General features: G+C 67.4%; 19 protein-coding genes. 4 read left to right on the forward strand and 15 right to left on the reverse strand.

Annotated features, from left to right (window positions below; translation table 11 throughout):
• Positions 1-2 precede the first annotated feature (2 nt).
• From D6M19_RS24590 to D6M19_RS24615, 6 genes are read right to left on the reverse strand one after another with little or no spacing between them, the layout of a single operon-like run.
• Entirely contained in the window at positions 3-800 is a 798-nt protein-coding gene (locus D6M19_RS24590) for an ABC transporter permease (protein ID WP_123027891.1), read from the reverse strand.
• A complete protein-coding gene (locus D6M19_RS24595; RefSeq protein WP_123027892.1) occupies positions 775-1701 on the reverse strand; it encodes a 2-aminoethylphosphonate ABC transporter permease subunit in 927 nt (308 codons plus the stop codon). Before D6M19_RS24595 ends, D6M19_RS24590 begins: the two co-directional genes overlap by 26 nt.
• Complete coding sequence (locus D6M19_RS24600) at positions 1698-2864, reverse strand: ABC transporter ATP-binding protein (protein ID WP_123027893.1); 1167 nt, start codon at positions 2862-2864, stop codon at positions 1698-1700. Before D6M19_RS24600 ends, D6M19_RS24595 begins: the two co-directional genes overlap by 4 nt.
• Before the next feature lies 1 nt (position 2865).
• Positions 2866-3921 carry a 2-aminoethylphosphonate ABC transporter substrate-binding protein gene (locus D6M19_RS24605; RefSeq protein WP_123027894.1) on the reverse strand — a complete coding sequence of 352 codons (1056 nt, stop codon included), beginning with the start codon at positions 3919-3921 and terminating at the stop codon, positions 2866-2868.
• 15 nt (positions 3922-3936) lie between these two features.
• The gene (locus tag D6M19_RS24610; RefSeq protein ID WP_123027895.1) at positions 3937-4623 is read right to left on the reverse strand and encodes a phosphonatase-like hydrolase; all 687 of its coding nucleotides are present in this window, start codon (positions 4621-4623) and stop codon (positions 3937-3939) included.
• A 19-nt stretch (positions 4624-4642) separates the two neighbouring features.
• Entirely contained in the window at positions 4643-5758 is a 1116-nt protein-coding gene (locus D6M19_RS24615) for a TIGR03364 family FAD-dependent oxidoreductase (RefSeq protein WP_164478672.1), read from the reverse strand.
• Positions 5759-5867: 109 nt separating this feature from the next.
• On the opposite strand from D6M19_RS24615, the gene D6M19_RS24620 reads away from it, so the two are divergent.
• On the forward strand, positions 5868-6395 hold the full coding sequence (locus tag D6M19_RS24620) for an HD domain-containing protein (protein WP_123027896.1): 528 nt from the start codon (positions 5868-5870) through the stop codon (positions 6393-6395).
• Entirely contained in the window at positions 6392-7096 is a 705-nt protein-coding gene (locus D6M19_RS24625; protein ID WP_123027897.1) for a GntR family transcriptional regulator, read from the forward strand. Before D6M19_RS24620 ends, D6M19_RS24625 begins: the two co-directional genes overlap by 4 nt.
• 4 nt (positions 7097-7100) lie before the next feature.
• Here the strand turns inward: D6M19_RS24625 and D6M19_RS24630 are convergent, their stop codons facing one another.
• Positions 7101-8156, reverse strand: a complete 1056-nt coding sequence (locus D6M19_RS24630; RefSeq protein WP_123027898.1) for an aldo/keto reductase — start codon at positions 8154-8156, stop codon at positions 7101-7103.
• Between the two features lie 38 nt (positions 8157-8194).
• Positions 8195-9568 carry an MmgE/PrpD family protein gene (locus D6M19_RS24635; RefSeq protein WP_164478673.1) on the reverse strand — a complete coding sequence of 458 codons (1374 nt, stop codon included), beginning with the start codon at positions 9566-9568 and terminating at the stop codon, positions 8195-8197.
• Between the two features lie 59 nt (positions 9569-9627).
• Between D6M19_RS24635 and D6M19_RS24640 the strand changes: the two genes are divergently transcribed.
• Positions 9628-11007 (forward strand): MmgE/PrpD family protein, encoded by a 1380-nt coding sequence (locus tag D6M19_RS24640; RefSeq protein WP_123027899.1) that lies wholly within the window; start codon positions 9628-9630, stop codon positions 11005-11007.
• On the opposite strand, the gene D6M19_RS24645 is transcribed toward D6M19_RS24640, so the two are convergent.
• Genes D6M19_RS24645 through D6M19_RS24665 form a run of 5 tightly spaced genes read right to left on the reverse strand, consistent with a single transcriptional unit; the run spans position 10985 to position 16268 of the window.
• Entirely contained in the window at positions 10985-11692 is a 708-nt protein-coding gene (locus tag D6M19_RS24645) for an SDR family NAD(P)-dependent oxidoreductase (protein WP_164478674.1), read from the reverse strand. The two genes, D6M19_RS24640 and D6M19_RS24645, sit on opposite strands and share 23 nt — an antisense overlap.
• Positions 11685-13076 carry an MmgE/PrpD family protein gene (locus tag D6M19_RS24650; RefSeq protein ID WP_123027901.1) on the reverse strand — a complete coding sequence of 464 codons (1392 nt, stop codon included), beginning with the start codon at positions 13074-13076 and terminating at the stop codon, positions 11685-11687. Before D6M19_RS24650 ends, D6M19_RS24645 begins: the two co-directional genes overlap by 8 nt.
• The gene (locus tag D6M19_RS24655) at positions 13073-14080 is read right to left on the reverse strand and encodes a tripartite tricarboxylate transporter substrate binding protein (RefSeq protein ID WP_164478675.1); all 1008 of its coding nucleotides are present in this window, start codon (positions 14078-14080) and stop codon (positions 13073-13075) included. Before D6M19_RS24655 ends, D6M19_RS24650 begins: the two co-directional genes overlap by 4 nt.
• A gap of 36 nt (positions 14081-14116) precedes the next feature.
• A complete protein-coding gene (locus D6M19_RS24660; protein WP_123027903.1) occupies positions 14117-15631 on the reverse strand; it encodes a tripartite tricarboxylate transporter permease in 1515 nt (504 codons plus the stop codon).
• Positions 15632-15662: 31 nt separating this feature from the next.
• The gene (locus tag D6M19_RS24665) at positions 15663-16268 is read right to left on the reverse strand and encodes a tripartite tricarboxylate transporter TctB family protein (RefSeq protein WP_164478676.1); all 606 of its coding nucleotides are present in this window, start codon (positions 16266-16268) and stop codon (positions 15663-15665) included.
• A 159-nt stretch (positions 16269-16427) separates the two neighbouring features.
• On the opposite strand from D6M19_RS24665, the gene D6M19_RS24670 reads away from it, so the two are divergent.
• Positions 16428-17234 carry an IclR family transcriptional regulator gene (locus D6M19_RS24670; RefSeq protein ID WP_123027905.1) on the forward strand — a complete coding sequence of 269 codons (807 nt, stop codon included), beginning with the start codon at positions 16428-16430 and terminating at the stop codon, positions 17232-17234.
• Here D6M19_RS24670 and D6M19_RS24675 read toward each other — a convergent pair.
• The gene (locus tag D6M19_RS24675; protein ID WP_234835036.1) at positions 17216-18478 is read right to left on the reverse strand and encodes an MFS transporter; all 1263 of its coding nucleotides are present in this window, start codon (positions 18476-18478) and stop codon (positions 17216-17218) included. The two genes, D6M19_RS24670 and D6M19_RS24675, sit on opposite strands and share 19 nt — an antisense overlap.
• Complete coding sequence (locus tag D6M19_RS24680; protein ID WP_164478677.1) at positions 18406-18798, reverse strand: VOC family protein; 393 nt, start codon at positions 18796-18798, stop codon at positions 18406-18408. Before D6M19_RS24680 ends, D6M19_RS24675 begins: the two co-directional genes overlap by 73 nt.
• Between the last annotated feature and the right edge of the window lie 26 nt (positions 18799-18824).

Genomic DNA, 18824 nt, shown 5'->3' on the forward strand with positions numbered 1-18824 from the left:
GGTCAGCGAAGGGCAGCGCGGCCGCGGACCCGGCCGAGCAACACCAGCGCAAGCAGCGTCACCAGCAGCAGGATCGTCGTGCACGCCGCGGCCTGGAACGCCTGCCCGCGGTCGGTCAGCGCGAAGATGGTCACCGGCAGCGTCTTCCACGTCGCCGGATAGACCATCACGGTGGCGCCGAGTTCGCCCATCGAAAGGGCCACCGCCAAACCCGCCGCGGCGCCCAGTGCAGGCAACAGTAGCGGCAACGTGACCCTGCTCAGCACCCGAAACGGTCCTGCGCCAAGGGATTCGGCCGCCTGCCGGAAGGCAGGATCGAGACGGTCCAGTGCAGCCGACACCGCGCTGAACGCGAACGCCAGCACCAAGACAGCGTGGGCAAGGATGACGATCCACCGGGTACCGCCCAAGAGCAGCGGCCGGGAATTGAACGCGATCAACAGCCCGAGGCCGATCGCGACCGACGGCACGGCGATCGGCAGATGGAACACCGCGTCGGTCACGCGGCTCAGCCACTGAGGTGTCTCCCTGGCGGCCAGGGCAGCCCAGGTGCCGAGCACCAATGCGATCGCGCCTGCGATGAACGCCGTCTGCAGGCTGACCGACAGGCTGGCGAGGTTCTCACCCGACAACGCATCACCGAGGTGGCTTAACCCCAGTTCGGACGGCAGCGCGTCGGTCCACGAGCCCGCCATTCCGGCGATCACCACCGTCGCAAGCGGTGCGACGAACACGACGAGCACTACGACGGCGAACCCGATGAGGACCGCGAGCCTACTTCGCCTGCTCCACAACAACATCGGCCTCCCCCTTTCCTCGTCCAATCATCAACCGCGCGAAGATCAACCGGTACATCGAGTACAGGGCGAGCGACAGCGCGATCTGCACGGTGGCGATCACGGCGGCACCCGGCAGATCGAAGGTGACGATGCCTCGCGTGTAGATCAGCACCGGCAGCGTGATGACGCCCTTGGCGCCGGTGAAGAGCACGATGCCGAATTCGTTCAGCGTCAACAGCAACACCAGGCTGCCGCCCGCCATCATGGCGGGCCACGCCTCTGGCAGCACCACCGAGCGCAGCACCCGTAGCGGCGAAGCGCCAAGACTGGCCGCGACGTCGAGCTGGGCACGCGGCAACACCGAGAACGAGGCAAGCAGCGGCCGCACCACGAACGGGGTGAAAAACGTGATCTCCGCGGCGATGACCCCCGCGGGTGTGTAGAGGAAGTTCAGCGCGGGCGACGTCCCGCCGGTCAAGCCGGCGATCGCGGCGTTCACCGCACCCGCCGTTCCGTAGAGAAACGTGAATGCCAGCGTGATGAGGAACGACGGCAGCGCGAGCACCGTATCGATCAGTCGGCCGACCAGCCGCGAACCGGGGAACGGAACGAAGGCCAGGACGATCGCGAGGAAGGTGCCGAGCACCAGGGCGCCTGCCGTCGACGTCACCGCGATCGCGACCGTGCGCCACAACGCGTCACGGAACATCTCCGACGCCAGCACCGTCGACCAGTTCCCCCAGCCACGTTGCCCCTCAGCGACTTTGACGGACTCCAGACAGACCCGGACCAACGGGTACACCGCGGCGACGAGCACAACGGCCAGTGGCGGAATCGCCCACAGCCAGGCGAGTGAACGCCTCGGCGCCGACGTCTCCGGCGCGTCGGTCTCGGATTCCGGCCGTTCGAGCAGCGCGGTCATGCCTGGACCAGCACCCCGGCCGGCTCGGGAAACCGCACCCCCACCTCGGTGCCGATGTCGATCTGGGCGTTGCCCGGCACGTCGATGTCGACGAGCTGATCCGGAAGTCCGCCGACCGACAGCACGAGGCGGGTGGTGGCGCCGCGCCAGACGGCTGCCTTCACGGTGGCCCGCAGCGCATCGCGGTCACCGAGCGAGACGATCTTCATCGCGTGCGGGCGAATGCACAGCAGCGCCTTGGAGTCGGGCGCCCAGTCGATCTTGCCGACGGCCGGCTGTGGAGCCTCCGCGCTGATCGTCTTGTGCGCGATGGCCACCAACGCCGACGTCCCGATGACGCGGCCCACCGTGCACGGAATGAGGTTCGCGCCGCCGAGGAAGGCGGCCGTGAAGCTGGTCGGCGGTCGCCTCCACAGGTTCTCGGCGGTGTCGACGTCCATCAGCCTGGCGTTGTTCATCACCACGATCCGGTCGGCGAGCGCGAGCGCTTCGGCCTGGTCGTGTGTGACGTAGAGCATCGCGGTGTCGGGCAGCGACTCCTTGAGCCGCTGCAGTTCGGCGAGCGTGGACTGGCGAAGCTGCGCGTCCAGTGCCGCCAGCGGCTCGTCGAGAAGCAGTACCTTCGGCGCAATCGCCAGTGCGCGCGCGATCGCCACGCGCTGCTGTTGCCCGCCGGACAGCTCACGGGGTAGCCGCTTTCCGTACGACGCCATGCCGACCATGTCGAGTGCCTCTGCGACACGCGGGCCGACTTCCCTGCGCGGCACCCGGTGCGCCTTGAGCCCGAATGCGACGTTCTCGGCGACCCGCATGTGCGGGAACAGCGCGTAGGACTGCAGCACCACACCGATGCCCCGCCTTGCAGGCGGCAGGTCGGTGACGTCGCGGCCGCCCAACCGAACCCGGCCGGTGGTCGGCCGGACGAAACCGGCCAGCGCGTTGAGCGCTGTCGACTTGCCCGACCCGCTCGGTCCGAGCAGCGCGACGGTCTCGCCCGCCGCGACCCGCAGGTTGAAGTCGATCAGCGCCTTCGTCGCCTTGCCGCCACGCCCGTAGGCCACCCCGACGCGGTCGAATGTGATTGCCGGTGTGGTGGTTTCCCGCGCCTGCGATTCGACCTTGGCCGCGGTGGTCTGCGCGTGACCGACCCCTGTTCTGGCCACGTCAGTTACCGGTGGCCTTCTGGTAGGCGGCCAGGTCGGCGTCGAGTTCAGACAGCACGGTGTTCCAATCGGGCACCCAGACGTCGACACCGTCGAGCACCGCGGCCGGAGTGTTGGGCGCGGGGGTCCCGGACGACGCGGTACGGATCTGATCGCGCACCGGGATGCCGAGCGCATCGGGCTCCACTGTCTTCTGCACGTCGTCGGAGAGCAGGAAGTCCAACAGTTTCTTGGCCGACTCCTCGTGCGGTGCACCCTTGGTGACACCCGCCACGTAGGGCACCGAGATCGTGGTGCGCTTGCCGTCGGCGCCTGCCGGGAAGAAGATCTCGAACTTCGAGCCGTCGCTGCGGATCGAGTCAAGGTTCATCTGAACGTCACCGTTGGCCACCAGCAGCTCGCCGTTGCTGACCTTTGGCTGCAGCTTGCCGGTCGAAGACGACGGGCCGACGTTGTTGGCCTGCAGCTTGGTGAGGTAGTCGAGCGCGCCCGGCTTGCCGCGCAGCTGTTGTAGCAGGACCAGCACCGCGGTGCCGTCGCCGGCCTGGCCGGGTGTGGAGTACTGCAGCTTGCCCTTGAACTGCGGCGCCAGCAGGTCGTCCCACGTCGTCGGCTTCGGGTTGGCTCCCGGGTTGACGATGAAGCTGAGCGCGTTGTTGACGATCGGCACATAGTTTCCACCTGGTCCGACCTGGTCGGCAGCGATCCCGTCGGTGTTCACGCCGCTGGCCACCAAAAGGCCTGACTTGTCGGCCTTCTGGATGAACGGCGGCAGTGTCACCAGAAGGTCGGCCTGCGGGTTGGACTGTTCCTTCTCCACTCGCGACACCGCCTCACCCGAGCCGGCCTCGACGAGGTTCACCGCGATACCGGTGTCGGAGGTGAATTTCTCGAATTGCGGCTTGTACCAGTTGGCAAGGCCGTCGGCGCTGTAGACGGTTAGCGTCTCGCCCGAGGCCGAGCCGGAGGAGCCGGTGCCGCCGCACGCCGCGGTCATGGCCGTGGTGGCTGCGATCACCGCTATCGCGGCGGCGCGCAGGATGTTGTGTCGCTTCATGTTTCCTTCTCTTGGTTAACGGTCTTGCAGGATGAGGTCGGCGAATTCGGACACCGAGCCGACGACGTGGGTGGCTCCCGCGGTTCGGAGCTGCTCTTCGTTGTGGGCGCCGGTGAGAGTGCCCGCGGCCACCGCGGCGCCTGCGCGTATCGCACTTTCCACGTCGTTTGCGGTGTCACCGAGCGTCGCGACGTTGCGCACACCGTCGACCTCCAGCCGCATCAGCGCGGTGAGGATGAGGTCGGGATATGGGCGCCCGCGAACCCCGTCGCCGGGTGCCAGCACCAGGTCGGGCAGGGACTGCCAGCCCAGTGCGGCGAGCAGCTTGTCCTGGGTCGTTGCGCTGAAGCCCGTCGTGAGCGCGACCTTGACACCTCCGTCTCGCAGGTGCGTGATCGCCTGTGCGGCACCGTCGATGGGCTCTGCCCGCCCTTCGTCGATGAGCTCCGAGTAGGCCCGCTCGAACGCCGCGTTCGCCTGCTGTGCCAATTCCTCGGTCCCGAACAACGCGCGAAAGACGGTGATCTTGGACTGACCCATCGTGTCCAGTACGTACTGCCGCGCATCGTCGCGTTCCGGCCCTGACTCCGGCACTCCTGCTGCGGTGGCCGCGGTCTCGAACGCGCTGACGACCAGTCCGTCGTCGGCGACGGTGGTGCCCGCCATGTCAATGACGGCCAGCTGAATCGCTTTGTCTCCCATAGATTTCCTCGTGTTCTTATCAAAGGCCGATCAAGTCGGCGGTCTGTTCGGCGATGGCGGGTCCGAGGGTCATGCCGCGACCGCCTGGGCCGGTGACCACCCAGACGCCGTCGTCGGGAGAAGTCCTGCACACCAACTGGTCGGGATCGACGCACTGGCTGTAGACACCGGCCCACCGGTTGCGTACCGGCGGCAGTGCCCGGCCGAGTAGCTCCTCGACGACGTCCACGAGGTATGCGTAGGGCGCCTCGGTGACGTCGAAGTCGAACGGCTCGTCGTAGGCGTGGGTGTCTCCGATCGTCAGCCCACCGTGCAGCCGTTGCACACACAGCAACTGCATCCGGTGTTCATCGGCCACCGCATTCTGGGATTCGTTGTGTGTCAACGAGTTCAGCGTCGCGCCGGCAAAACCGGGGTAATAGCGGAGACTGTCGCCGTCGGCGATCGCGGTGGTGAGCGGTTCGTCGAGGGGATCGGTCTGCATCATCTGCAGCCGAACCCGTCGCAGCGGCAGTTCGCCTGCGAGCTCGCGGACGAGGCCGCCGTGCGCGGCGCCGGCACACACCACGACGAGGTCACCGTCGTGTGTGCCACCGTGATCGTCGACCACCGCGGTGCCTGTCACGGATCTCGCCTCGGTGCGGGTGACGAACTTGTACCTGCCGCTGGCCGTCATGCGTTCGCGCATCGCGGGCAATGCCTGCCGGGATTCGACGGCGGCGTCGTTGGCGCAGTGCAGTCCCGCCAGGTATCGGCCGCGCAGCGCCGGGTTGCGCGCCCGCACGTCCGCAGGATCCAGCAGCGTGAAGCCGCGACATTGCGCGTCTGCTCGCGCCACTACCTCTTCGGCTACCGCGACCTCACCGGGTGTACGCAGCAGCGTGATCGACCCGGCTGGCCGGAATCCGATTCCTGGGATCTCGGCACCGAGCTTCTCCCATAGTTCCCGTGACCGCAGCGCGGCAGCGAGTTCGCCGCGGGCCCGGCCGGATACCCAGACAAGGCCGAAGTTGCGCACGGTCGCGCCGCGGGCCTCCGGCTCGCGTTCGAGCTGAACCACCTCGTGGCCACGCGCGACCGCCTCGAGGGCATGTGCGGTACCGAGAATGCCACCCCCGACGATCGTCACACGCATGGCGGTTGAGCCTTCCGATCGCTCACGAAGGCCGCCCGACCTGCGGGTGTTGCGGCGCCGAACAACAGGTTAACAATTGGTATAGACCAATTTCGGGTACGCTGAGCGCATGCCTACAGTCGATGAAGTCGGTGCCATCCTGCGCTCCTTGCGCGGGGTGTGGGACGAGGAATCGGTCGACGAACTCGACCACGCACTGCAGGCGGCCGCGCGGGCGATCGAGGACGGCGCCGACGACGAACTCGTGCTCGCCGCCGCCCTTCACGACCTCGCGCACAGCCCGTTGTTCGGTGACGTCGGGGCGGGACGGCACGACAGAGTCGCTGCGGAGTGGCTGACCCCACGGTTCGGCGACCGGGTCGGCTGGCTGGCAGGTGCACACGTCGCCGCCAAGCGGTATCTGGTGGCGACCGATCCCCACTACGCGACAACGATGTCTGACGTGTCGATCGACTCACTGCATCATCAGGGCGGTGCCGGGGTGGATCCGGTGTTCGTCGAGCACCTGTGGTGGCCCGATGCGCTGCGCCTGCGCCGCTACGACGACGCCGCCAAGGTTCCTCGGGCTGGAGCGGCTTCGATCGACGACGTACTTGCAGTGGCGCAAAGAGTTGTGCGGCAGGCGCATTCGGCATGACCGCGCCCGATCGACTACCAAAGCCCTACCTGGTGCGCACCGCGGTCGACGACATACTGGCCAACCTCGACGAGGGCGACGCTGTTCCGCCTGAGCGCGAGCTCGCGGTGCGGTTCGGGGTGTCGCGCGAGACCGTCCGGCAGGCGCTGCACGAACTTCTCGTCGAGGGCCGTATCGAGCGGCGTGGCCGCGGCACCGTGGTGTCGCGCCCCAAGCTCGTCCAGCCACTGTCGTTGCGCTCCTACACCGAGGGTGCCCGGGAGCGCGGACGCGTTCCCGGGCGTGAGCTCGTCACATGGGAGAACATCGAAGCGACCGCGGATATGGCGCAGGGACTGGCGATTTCACCCGGCGCCGAGGTCATGCACCTGGAACGTGTGCTGCTCGCCGACGGGCAGCGGATCGGCCTGGAGAGCAGCTACCTGCCGCGGCACCGGTTCGGTCACCTCACCGCGACGTTCGACCCCACCACGTCGTTGTACGCGGCAATCAGGGCGGGTGGCGTGCAGTTCGGCTCGGCGGTCGAGCGAATCGAGACGGCACTGCCGTCGCCCCGGGAGGCAGCGCTGCTGGATTCGACGACAGCCATGCCGATGCTGCTGCTCAACCGACGCTCGCTCGACACCGAGGGCCAGCCCATCGAGATGGTCCGCGCGCTCTACCGCGGCGACCGCGTCGCGTTCGAGACTCTGCTGTCGTGAACCGTCAGCCCCGTGGAATTCGCGCGGGTGCCAAGACTGCGGCGTCGCCACCCAGCGGGATGAGGGCCTCGGATGCGAGTTGGTCGAACGGCGCCCCCATCGGAACCCGGCTGATCTGATCGAGGCGCAGGTACTGCTTGTCGTCCAGTCGGACATCGAGCGCGGCGAGATAGGAGTCGGTCTGTTCGACGGTTCGCGGACCGATCACCGGCACCAGCGCGGTGGTGGACCGCGCGGCGCGTTCGAGAAGCCAGGCCACCGCGACCTGCGCTGCGGGCACGCCTATCTCGTCGGCGACCGCGAGGACGGCGTCGACGGTGGCCGCCTTGGTCGGCTCGTCCTCGGTATGTACCAGCCGCTTCCAATCGGTGAGCCTGCCTTTCGAACCCGACCGGTACTTTCCGCTCAGCAGCCCGCCGCCCAGCGGCGACCACAGCGCCGCACCGAGGCCGAGCGACTCGGCCATCGGCAGGTTCTCCCGATCGGCGCTGCGTTCGGCGAGGCTGTACTCCAACTGGACACCCGAAATCGGTATCGCCCCACGCAACTCCGCGAGCGTCGCGGCGCGTGCGGTCATCCATGACGGAAAGTTCGACAGCCCCGCATACAGGATCTTGCCCGCCCTCGCGAGATCGTCGAGGCCGCGCACAATCTCGTCGAGCGGGGTGACGAAATCGGGAAAGTGCACCCACAGCAGGTCGATGTAGTCGGTGCCGAGCCGACGCAGGCTGCCTTCCACGGACCGGAACATCGGGCGGCGGCTGTTGCCGGTCTGCAAGACCCCGCTGCCGTCGGGTCCCCCGATGGCGAATTTCGTCGCAACGGTGAAGTTGTCGCGTCTGCCGTCGAGTAGGCGGCCGACATTCTCCTCGGCCTCCCCACCCTGATAGCTGGCGGCGGTGTCGATGAACGTGCCGCCCGCATCGGCGAACGTGGCGAAGATCCGGGGGACATCCTCGGGGGCCGCGCCGTAGCCCCACCGCGTACCGAACATGCCCGCACCCAGCGCGAGCGCCGAAACGCGTAGGCCGTTGTTGCGTCCGAAGGTGAAATGTCGCATATCGCGATCAACCGCCCGGCGGCCAGGTTTATTCGGAATCACTCCGATTCGTGGGGAACTGTCAGGTCGGGCACCGCGCGGACGTCGGGAAGTTCCATCAGGCGCCAGCAGACAGACGCGATCTCCTCCGCGCGGGCGCCGCCGAGCACCGGGGTGGCCAGACCAACGAACTTGCCCTCCAACTGATCGTCGGTCATCGGGTTGTCGGGTGTGCCCAGGTTGTGGGCGACATGGCGCTCGAGCGTGCGACCGTCTTTCAGCGTCAACACGATTCGAGCCGAGTCCTTGCCTTGTCCGTCATCGGTGTAGACGCGCACCCGCTCGCGCAGGCCCGCCAGCGCCGGATCGGCCACCCGCTCGTCGGTGAACTGGTCGAGCAGCGCCGCTCCGTCGGCCAGCGCGACCGCGAGCACGTGGTAGATGCTGAACTTCCCCTGCAAACCGGTCTGTGGTTCGTTCAGCCCGGTCGTCGACTTGACGTAGTCGTGCACGTAGGCGTCCACGGACGCGACGTCGTCTTGGCCGAGGCCGTGCTCGGCACGCAACTCGAGCAGCGCCTGCGCGGGCGGATGGGTGAGCGAGCCGCACGCATAGGGCTTGAAGCCGTCGCGGGGCAGATACCACGTCGTGCCGAGACCGTCGACGGCCCGCGCCGGTACCGGGTCGGGCGAGAACAGGTGCAGAAACCCGCGATGCCCCTCGATGGACTCGGGGCTGGAGGTGAAGCCGTCGCGCGCGAGGAATCCGGACAACAGCCCGTCCATGGCGGCCTTGCCGGGGTGCAGCGACTTGCCCATCGACCCGTAGACCACCTTCATCCCCGCCGCCTGGGTGGCGCCGGTTCCGATCGCGGCCAGTGTCTGCTCGGGTGACAGGTTCAGCAGTCGCGCGGTGGCCGCGGCGGCGCCCACGTGACCAACGGTTCCTGTGACGTGCCAGCCCGCGTCGTAATGGCCCGGCCCGGCGGCGACGGCGACCCGCGTCTGCACTTCGAAACCGGCGACGAACGCCTCGACGGCGGCCTCACCGGAGACGGGGACCAGTTCGGCGGCGGCGACGATGGCGGGCCACAGCGGGGCGCTGCCGTGGATCGTGGTGCGGTCGGGGTTGAAGGTGTCGTCGAAGTCGAGCACGTGCGCGGCGATTCCGTTGGCCAACGCGGCGTAGCCGGCCCCGGCGCGCTGGCGGGTGCCGACGATGGGCGCGGTGCGTGATCCGTCGCCGGCATCCAGCGCACCGATCCCCGTGCGGACCCGTCGGCCCTCCGCGGTCGCCGAGCCCGCGACGGTGCAGCCCAGCCAGTCGACCAGGCACCTCACGGCCTGGTGCACCACCTCGGCCGGAAGGTCGTCGATCCGCAGCGCCGTCGCGAAGCCGGCCAGCGTGCGGCTTACCGCCTGCTCATCGGTCACCGACCACTCCTGTCGGTTTGCGTCTGTGATACGGAAATGATTTCTGTTATACAGATTACATGGCCAGCACCCTCTCGGACTACGACGATCGGACTTCCACCGAGACACGGACCCTGCTCGACTTCGTTGCGCGCACGCCTGCCGATGCGGTGCCCGCCGACGTGCTGCACGAGAGCACCCGATGCCTGCTCGATCACCTCGGGCTTGCCATCGCGGGCGCCGCGGAACCGGCCGCAGCCATCGCGAGGGATCAGTGCCGCATCCTCGGCGGCGACCCGCAGGCAATGGCCATCGGCACAGGCGAGCGACTGCGGGTCACCGATGCCGCCTTGGTGAATGGAATCGCCTGCCACGCGCTGGATTTCGATGACACCCATGTCCCTACCATTCTGCATCCGACGACACCGCTGTACGCCGCGGGCACGGCGCTTGCCGAGTGGCGGGGCAGGAGCGGCATCGAGTTGCTTGCCGCGCACTCGTTCGGTTACGAGCTCGCCGCCAGGGTCAGCAACGCGCTCTATCCCGAGCATTACGACGCGGGCTGGCACATGACGGGAACCACCGGCGCGCTGGCGTCGGCGACGGTGTCGATCCGGCTGCTCGGCCTCGAGGGTGTGGCCGCGACGCACTGCCTTAGCATCGCGGCCACGCAGGCCTGCGGTCACCGCGAACAGTTCGGCACGATGACCAAGCCGTTCCACGCCGGGCACGCCGCCCAGGCAGGCGTGTGGGCAGGCCTGCTGGCCGCAGGCGGGTTCACCGCAACGCCGGATCCGCTTCAGGGCCGGCGCGCCATGTTCGCCGTGATGTCGTCGACCAGCAAGCCCGCCGACCTGGTGGACGGTCTCGGTGACCGCTGGCAGATCTTCGACAACGGGGTGAAGCCGTATGCATGCGGCGTGGTGATCCATCCGGCCATCGACGCCGTCCGCGACCTCGCCGTTCGCAAAGGCTTGACCGCCGACCGGATCGACAAGATCGAGCTGCACGTGCACCCGCTGGTTCGCGAACTCACCGGAAAGACCGATCCCCGAACCGGTTTGGAGGGCAAATTCTCTGTGACGTTTGCGTGCGCCATCGCGCTGCTGGAAGGCAGGGCAGGCGAGCAGGAGTTCTCCGACACCGCCGTCTACCGCGACGACGTCCGTGCGCTGATGGCCAAGATCGAGGTCGTCCCCGATGCCGACGTGCCGCACACGCAGGCCGGTGCTACCGCGCTCACCAGTGCCGGCGAGACGGTGAAAACGTGGGTCGATCACGCGCGTGGCACCCCGGGTAACCGGCTGAGCGACGACGATCTCGCCCACAAGTTCCACGGGCTCGCCGACGGGGTCATCGGGCGCGATCGCGCGGAAAGGCTTGCCGAAGCGGTCTTTTCGCTCAGGAGCACCGGCACAGTGGAAGCGCTGCTCGAGCTCACCACGCCTGCGACGCGCTGACCACCTCTGCGCCGTCGCAGTCGACGTGTACCACGGTGCCGGTCAGCTCGGAGGCGTCGGCGAAGGCCAGACGCGTGACCTGCGAGGCTATTTCGGCGCGGCACCGGTCCAGCGCCTGCCCGCCTGAATCGACGCCGGGCGACACGGCGTTGACGGCCACCCCCTTGTCCCGCAGTGCCTCGGCAAGTGCCACGGTGAGCCCGAGCAGACCATGCTTGGCCGCCGAAAGGTGCACCCGCTCCGGATCGCCCGCCAGCGCATTGCGGCCGAGAATGTTGACGATGCGCCCACCGGGAATGAGGGCGGGCAGCGCGTGCCGGACGCACCGGAATGCGCCGTCGAGCGTCACCGAGCGGACCTGATACCAGTCGTCCTCGGTGATCGCCTCGACCCGCTGACGCGGACGGTAGGACGCGTTGTTGACGAGGACCCGCAGCCGACCTCGCGCGGCGATACCGTCGAACATGTGCCGCACCGCGGACGGATCGGTGATGTTGGCGGTCACGGTGAATGCGTGTCCGCCTCGGGCGCGGATTTCCGCGGCCACCGCGTCGGCCCGCCCGGTATGGGCCCTGGTATTGACGGCCACCGTAAGTCCCTCCGCGGCAAGCTGTTCGGCGATCACCGCGCCAAGACCGCTGCCCGCCCCGGTGACCAGAGCGATCTCTGGTGTGGAGTCAGCCATCTGAGGCGTCATGTCGCCGCCCGGGCGCCTCGTGCGGCACGGTTTGCGCGAGCAGCTCCGAGACGTCGTCGAGTTCGTCGAGCCGCCAACAGGTCGCCAACAGCCGTTCGGTCCGCTCGGCGCCAAGCACGGGACCCACCAGTTCGCGGAACTTCGCGTCGAGCTCGTCGTCGTCGAGCGGGGCCGACGGCGTCCCGCGGTTGCCCCGCACCTGGACGGCCAACGACTGCCCGGAGGCCAGCGTGATCTCGACGTCGGCGTCCTGCTTGCCCAGCGCCGGATCACTGACCACCTTGACGCGGTCGCGCAGGTCGACCACGTCGGGTCTGGTCAGGATCGCGTGCGCCAGCTCGTCGGGCCCGAGCCGACGAAAGATGGCTGCCGCAGCCGCGCAGTGGCGCAGGCTGAATTTCGCCTGCATGGGGGTGGACGGCTGCGGCAGGTCTGTGAAGCGCGCCGCCGGTGCGGAGACGCGGATGTCGATGCCGGTCACGTCGCCAGGCACGAGATCGTTCTCCGTCATCAGGGCGATCACGCCGTCGATCATCGGGTGGGTCAGCGAACCGCTCGGGTAGAGCTTGTATCCGTTGCTGGTCAGGTTCCAGGTTTCGCCGAGGCCCGCGCTGATCTTTTCCGGCGCCGGCTCGTCACTCATCACCGCGAGGTAGCCGTAGTCGCCCTCGAGCGCCTTGGCCCCCGACGTCAGCTGTTGGGCGGCAAGCGTCGCGGCGAGCACACCGTCCATCGCCGCCTTGCCGGGATGCATGCTCTTGAGGTCACTGCCCGCCATGATGCGCAGCCCAGCCGCCTGCGTAGCCCCCGCGGCGATCGCGTGCTCGATCTCCTTGCGGCCCAACCCCATCGTGCGTGCTGCTGCCGCCGCCGCGCCGACATGGCCGGACGTGCCGGTGACATGCCAGCCGACGTCGTAGTGGGTCTGCCCGGCGGCGTGCGCGACCCGTGTCTCGACTTCGAAGCCGACCGCGAAGCTCGCCAGCGCGTCGCGTCCGGCGACCGTCCTGGTGTCGGCGACCGCGAGGATCGCCGGCCACACCGAACAGCTCCCGTGCACGGTCGTCCCCGGCGGGTTGTACACATCGTCGAGGTCAAGGACATGCGAGGCGAACGCGTTGAGGAAGGCGGCGAACGGAGGTGACGCCCGCATGCTGACCCCGACTACCGTTGCCGCGCCGCCACTTTCGCCGGCGGCGACCGCGTCTCTTGCCCGGCGGGTGGCGTCGTCCGTCGACCCGCTCACCGAGACCCCGATGTGGTCGACAAGGGCGCGCCGAGCGGCGTGCAGAACCGGTTCGGGTATCTGCTCGCGCTGATGCTCGGCGACGAACCTGGCGAGAAGCGACGTCGGACCGTCACCTTGGGTCACTGATCCTTCCTAAGGCCCAGACCCTGCAGCAAGCCGCCGACGATGTCGGTCTGTTCTTTGAGGTACGCCTCGAACTTGTCGTCCTGAAGGTTCTGGGTGACAAGACCGTCGGACTTGGTCAGGTTCTTCCAGTCCTCGGTCTCGACCATCTTCGAGAGGTCGTCCTGGTACTTCTGGACGGCGTCGGCTGGCATATCGGGGGCACCCATCACCGCGCGGAACTGCACGGGCACCTTCGACGAGTCGATGCCCTGCTCCGTGGTGGTGCTGACATCGGGGAAGGTGTCCAGCTTCTGATCACCGACGACCGCTATCACCTTGAGCTGACCGGCCTTCACCTGTTCGGTGACGTCGGAGGCACTGCCGAGCATGATGTTGGCGTCGTTGCGCAGCAGAGCGGTGATCCGGGAACCGGTGTCCTCGAAGGACAGGAACTTCCACTTCGCTCCGAGGGTGTCCTGCAGCACCAGGCGGGTCAGCGCGTCGTTGGCGGTGCTGGAGCCGCCGGCCTGAACCAGCGTGTCGGGCGCGGCCTTGGCCGCGTTGACGAAGTCGGAGAACGAATTGAACTGCGATTTCGCGTTGGTAACGATCACCTGCGGCTCGGTGGCGACCAGCGTGATCGGCGTCAGATCCGCGAGGCTGACCTTCGAGTTCGCGACGGTCATCGGGGTCGCCACCCAGGTGGGCGTCACCTGAGCGATCAAGCCCGCGTTGCCTTTTCGGTCGACCATGTAGGACATCGCACCGATCGAGTCGCCTGCGGGCACATTGCGGACCGGCCAGTTGGTGTCGATGATCTTGTTCTCGTACATCACCTTGATCATCTGGCGGGTGAAGACGTCGCTGCCGCCGCCTACGGCGTTGTGCGTCACGACCTCCACGGGGCCGGATTTGCCTCCGCCTCCGCCTCCGCCACCTCCCCCGCTCCCGCACGCCGCGAGGGCGACGAGTGCGATGGCAGCCAGCACGACGGTGAGCAGTTGCCTTATTCGGAACATCATCGGCATTCCTTCCTAGGGTTGACCGAAAACTTTTGACTAAGCGTCGATTTCGATGACCTGCTCGCGCACCTTGCGCGCCCTTCGGCCGAACGTCAGCACCAGGAACAGCAGGACGGCCACACCGATGAGCACTGCCGAGATCGGTCGCTGAAGATAGATGATCGGACTGTTGTCGGAGAGCAGCAGCGACTGCCTGATGGAGTTCTCCGCAATCGGACCGAGCACGAAGGCCAGAACCAGAGGTGCCGGCGGAATGTCGAGCTTGCGCATCGCATATCCGAGCAGGCCGAACACGACCAGCAGGCCGACGTCGAACAGAGAGAAGTTGACGCTGTAGACGCCGACGACGGAGATCAAGATGATCGCCGGGTACAGCACCTTGTACGGCGTGTTCAACAGCTTGGCGAAGAACGGCACCATCGGCAGGTTCATGATCAACAGCGCGATGTTGCCCAGGTACATGCTGGCGATGATCGGCCACACCACGTCGGCGTGTTCGTGGAACAGGAGGGGACCCGGGTTCAACCCATACAGTACGAGGGCGCCCAGAAGTACTGCGCCCGTGCCGGATCCAGGTATACCCATGGTCAGCAGCGGCACCATCGCCCCGCCGGTCTCCGAGTTGTTCGCCGCCTCGGGGGCAGCCACGCCCTCAATCGAGCCGTGGCCGAACTCTTCGGGAGTCTTCGACGTCTTCTTGGCGATGATGTAGGAGACGAACGAGGCGACCGTCGACCCCGCGCCGGGCAGGATGCCGATGAGGAAGCCAACGAAGCCGCCCTGCAGCATCGCGGGCGTCGACTTCTTGATGTCCGCTTTGGAGGGAAGCAGCTCGCGGAGCTTCTTGGGTACCTCGAAGAGCTTCTTCTCTGTCTTGTCTTCGATGTTCACCAGCACCTCGCCGATGGCGAAGATGCCGACGGAGAGCGCAATGAACTCGATGCCGCCCGCGAGCTCGATCTGGCCTCCGGTGAAGCGTTGTTCACCGGAGAACAGGTCGGTGCCGATCGTCGCGAGGAACAGCCCGATGAACATCGAGATGAAGCCCTTGAGGATCGAGTCGCCTGCCAACATGATCACCAGCAGCAGCGCGAACACCATCAGCGCGGAGTACTCGGGTGGCCCGAAGTTCACCGCGACGTCGGCCGCGATCGGCGCGAGGAACGTCAGGCCGATGACGCCGATTGTGCCCGCCACGAACGAGCCGATCGCGGCGATGCCGAGCGCCTGGCCCGCACGGCCCTGTTTGGCCATCTCGTAGCCGTCGATACAGGTGACGACCGATGACGACTCGCCGGGGATGTTGAGCAGGATCGACGTCGTCGAGCCACCGTACTTCGCGCCGTAGTAGATGCCTGCCATCATGATCAGGCCGGTCGCCGGGTCGAACCCGGTCGCGATGGGCAACAGGATCGAGATCGTGGCGGGCGGGCCGAGCCCGGGCAGGATGCCGACGAGGGTACCGAGCAGGCAGCCGACGAGAAGCCACAGCAGGTTGGTCGGCGTGATGGCGGCCTGAAGGCCGTGCAGCAGCCCCTCGAACGCGTTCACCGGCGGGCCTCGCCGAAGTCACCGAAGTCGTTCAGTACCACAGGGTTCCTCCGGGGAGTTGCACTTCGAGCAGGGTGTCGAACAGCACGTACATCGCGGGCGGGACCAGCAGCAGGGTGACGATCAGCGGGATGGAGCGGATGCGCTCGATCGCCATGATCAGCAGCACGAAGACCTCGCCTGCGAGCAGGAAGCCGAGCGGTTCGATGAGGAACCCGCAGACCACGAGCGCGCCCCAGACCAGCAGCGCCCGGCCCATCTGGCGCGGGTGCAGAGACAGGGTCGGCGCTTCGCCGCGGCGCGCCTTTCCACCGAACGCCCACGCCCCGGTCAGCAGCAGCCCAAGCACGATCAGGCAGCTGGTCAGCAGCACCGGAAGGTAGCCGGGGCCCGGTTCGCCGTTGGGACCGCGGAACGCGAGTTCGGTGATGCTGCGATACAGCAGCCAGGCCCCGACGCAGGCGATGACCAGGCCGAGGACTATGTGGACCACACGGGTGGTGCGCTGATCGCGGGCATGGTCGGCGTCGTCGACCGGGCCGCCGACGTCGACGACGTCCGGCGGCGTGACGTCGGCGACCGGCTTGCGGTTGTCGCCGGGCGAGGCTTTCGCCTTCGGTTGAACGTCCTGATCCATGCAGAACCTCTTCGGTAACCAATTCTTCATGCTGGACACATTTTCTGGCTGTAGGAAAAAGTTAGGACTACGGCGGCGATGTGTCAAGCATCACTTTGACGCGACATCGAGGCGCGGCGAGTTGGCAAACACCTGGATGGATGGCGGTAGGCTTCTTCTATGCAGAAGTCCCGACCGGAGAGCGAAACCGGACCTGCCTATCCCATAGCCTCGGTCAACAACGCTCTTCTGCTGCTTCTGCTGTTCCGCGAGCAGCCAAGGGTGCGGCTCACCGACGCCTGCAAATACCTCGGCGTTGCCCACTCGACGGCGCACCGCCTGCTCGCGATGCTCGCCCACCACGGCTTCGTCCAACAGGAGCCGGTGACCCGCGCATACATTGCGGGCCCCGCGCTGGTCGAGGTGGGCTTGGCCGTCGTCGGCTCCCTCAACGTGCGCGAGCAGGCCCGTCCGATGATGGAGGAACTCGCCGCCGAGACCGGCGAGACCGTGCACCTGGGCGTCCTCGAGGGCGACCAGGTCCGCTACGTCGACGCGGTGGAGTCCGAACGGGCCCTTCGGGTGGTAGCGCGGACGGGGACCCTGGTGCCCGCGCACTGCACGTCGTTGGGCAAGGCCCTGCTTGGCCAGCTGACCGACCAGCAGGTGGCCGCGCTGTATCCGACGTCCGCCGAGCCGTTCAGCGCCCGAACCGAGAAGTCGATCACGACGCAGGCCAAACTGATCAAGGAGGTCGCGCGCGTCAGATCGCGCGGATACGCCGTGAACGCGGGTGAGACGGAAGACGATGTCGGCTCGGTGGCCGTCGCCTTTCGTGACTTCGCCGGGCGGCCCGCGGCCATCGCGGTGGCCGCGCCGACGAGTCGGCTCACCACGCCCCGGATCGCACATATCGGGGACCTGATCATCCAGACGATCGCCCGCGCGCCCGAGTCGCCGGTGATCGCTCAGGTGCCCTCGGACTGAGCACCGCGGCGCGCACTGAGCGCGCCTGCGGCCGCCGTCACCAACATGACGAGCGCCAGAAGCCCGAAGGCCGCCTCGACGCCGAACCACTGCGAGATCACACCCGCCGCCGCCAAGATGAATGTCTGCCCGACGCGGTTGGTCGCCACCCGCATACCGAGCGCCGAGCCGCGGCTGGTGTCGTCCACCAGGTCGACGACCCAATCCATCGTGGTCGTCTGGGTGAGCCCGATCGCGAATCCGAGCACCGACATCGCCAACATCATCGGGGTCAGGTTGTGGCTCAGCCCGACGATGAGAAGGCAGATCGCCGCGACCACCGTTGCCACCACCGTGAGGTTCACACTCGCGATCCTGCGGACGAACCACGGTGTCGCGGCCCGTGCGAACAGCGCACCGCTGCTGCTGATGCCGAGCAGAATGCCCACCTGCGACGACGTCAGCCCAACCGAGGCGCCCAGTAGCGGCACATAGACAAGCAGTAGGTCGTTGCCGCCCTTCGCCGAGAAGCTCGTCATCAACGCCGCGGGCATGCCCCTGATGCGGAGCAAGCCCCACACCCGCTGGGGCTTGCCGGTGCGCACCGTCGACTTCTGGATCGCGGTGGTGCGCATCGCGAGCACCGCGGCGGGCAGGCCGCCGACGAACACCCACGCCGCGACCTGTAATGCCGACGACGTGGCGGCCAGGTTCGGGTTGTCGCTGTGGCCGATGATCACGCCGCCGAGGACAGGGCCGACGATCTGGCCAAGGGCGGAAATCGTGGTGAGAGCACCGAATCGGCTGATGCGCGTCAGCGAGCTCTGCGCCTGCGCCATGATGCTCTGCCCACCGATGGTGCCAGTCGTGTGGCCGATGCCGAGTGCTGTGGTCGCGATCGCGAACGCGGGAATCGTCTCGATGAACACGAGAGCGAAGGCGCCGGCTGCGGCGACGACGAAGCCGAGCACCAGCAGGATCGCCGGGTGATGCTTCTCGGTCCATCGGCCCAAACTGACCGCGAACAACATCGGCGGGATGGCGAAGCACGCCGCCGTCAGGCCGAGGGTGGTCCCGTCGGCACCGAGCGCCAGCAGCCGATAGGTCGATACCGGGCGGGCGAGCGTGACCGCAACCTGCAGCAGGAAGATGCTGGCGACGGTGCCGACGAGCCAGAGCGGCGCGCGGTTGGTCAGAACTTCCAGCCACGCTCCGGCGTGGCCACGTCCACCTCTACGCCGTCGGGGTCGCGGAACTTGAAGAATCGGGGCGGGTCGGCCTGCTCGGCGCCGTAAACCTCGATGCCACGTTCCTTCAGCTTGGTGACGACGGCGCCGGTGTCCTCGATCGTCACACCGATGTGGTTGGGACCCATCGCGCCGTATGTCCATTCTGAGCGCTCGATGTCCGGATTCGGTTGCAGCAGCGAGTAGTTGACCTCGCCGTCGCTGAGATCCAGCGCCTTCCCCGGATAGTGGCCGGGGGTGCGGGCATCGCCGAGGCGCTTGAAGCCAAGCACGTCTTCGTAGAACTCCGCGGTCCGGTCGAGGTCCTGGACGACGATCCCGAGATGTCGGATACGCACTGCTTCCTCCTCTTTCTTCTGGAGCT

This window comes from Mycolicibacterium stellerae (assembly GCF_003719305.1).
In the GTDB taxonomy this organism is placed as follows: Bacteria; Actinomycetota; Actinomycetes; order Mycobacteriales; family Mycobacteriaceae; genus Mycobacterium; species Mycobacterium stellerae.

What these genes read in the sequence shown, in the direction of transcription:
- D6M19_RS24590 (WP_123027891.1), bottom strand. Translation starts at nt 800, where the DNA reads ATGTTGTTGTGGAGCAGGCGAAGTAGGCTCGCGGTCCTCATCGGGTTC.
- D6M19_RS24595 (WP_123027892.1), bottom strand. Translation starts at nt 1,701, where the DNA reads ATGACCGCGCTGCTCGAACGGCCGGAATCCGAGACCGACGCGCCGGAG.
- D6M19_RS24605 (WP_123027894.1), bottom strand. Translation starts at nt 3,921, where the DNA reads ATGAAGCGACACAACATCCTGCGCGCCGCCGCGATAGCGGTGATCGCA.
- D6M19_RS24610 (WP_123027895.1), bottom strand. Translation starts at nt 4,623, where the DNA reads ATGGGAGACAAAGCGATTCAGCTGGCCGTCATTGACATGGCGGGCACC.
- D6M19_RS24615 (WP_164478672.1), bottom strand. Translation starts at nt 5,758, where the DNA reads ATGCGTGTGACGATCGTCGGGGGTGGCATTCTCGGTACCGCACATGCC.
- D6M19_RS24620 (WP_123027896.1), top strand. Translation starts at nt 5,868, where the DNA reads ATGCCTACAGTCGATGAAGTCGGTGCCATCCTGCGCTCCTTGCGCGGG.
- D6M19_RS24625 (WP_123027897.1), top strand. Translation starts at nt 6,392, where the DNA reads ATGACCGCGCCCGATCGACTACCAAAGCCCTACCTGGTGCGCACCGCG.
- D6M19_RS24630 (WP_123027898.1), bottom strand. Translation starts at nt 8,156, where the DNA reads ATGCGACATTTCACCTTCGGACGCAACAACGGCCTACGCGTTTCGGCG.
- D6M19_RS24640 (WP_123027899.1), top strand. Translation starts at nt 9,628, where the DNA reads ATGGCCAGCACCCTCTCGGACTACGACGATCGGACTTCCACCGAGACA.
- D6M19_RS24645 (WP_164478674.1), bottom strand. Translation starts at nt 11,692, where the DNA reads ATGGCTGACTCCACACCAGAGATCGCTCTGGTCACCGGGGCGGGCAGC.
- D6M19_RS24655 (WP_164478675.1), bottom strand. Translation starts at nt 14,080, where the DNA reads ATGATGTTCCGAATAAGGCAACTGCTCACCGTCGTGCTGGCTGCCATC.
- D6M19_RS24665 (WP_164478676.1), bottom strand. Translation starts at nt 16,268, where the DNA reads ATGGATCAGGACGTTCAACCGAAGGCGAAAGCCTCGCCCGGCGACAAC.
- D6M19_RS24670 (WP_123027905.1), top strand. Translation starts at nt 16,428, where the DNA reads ATGCAGAAGTCCCGACCGGAGAGCGAAACCGGACCTGCCTATCCCATA.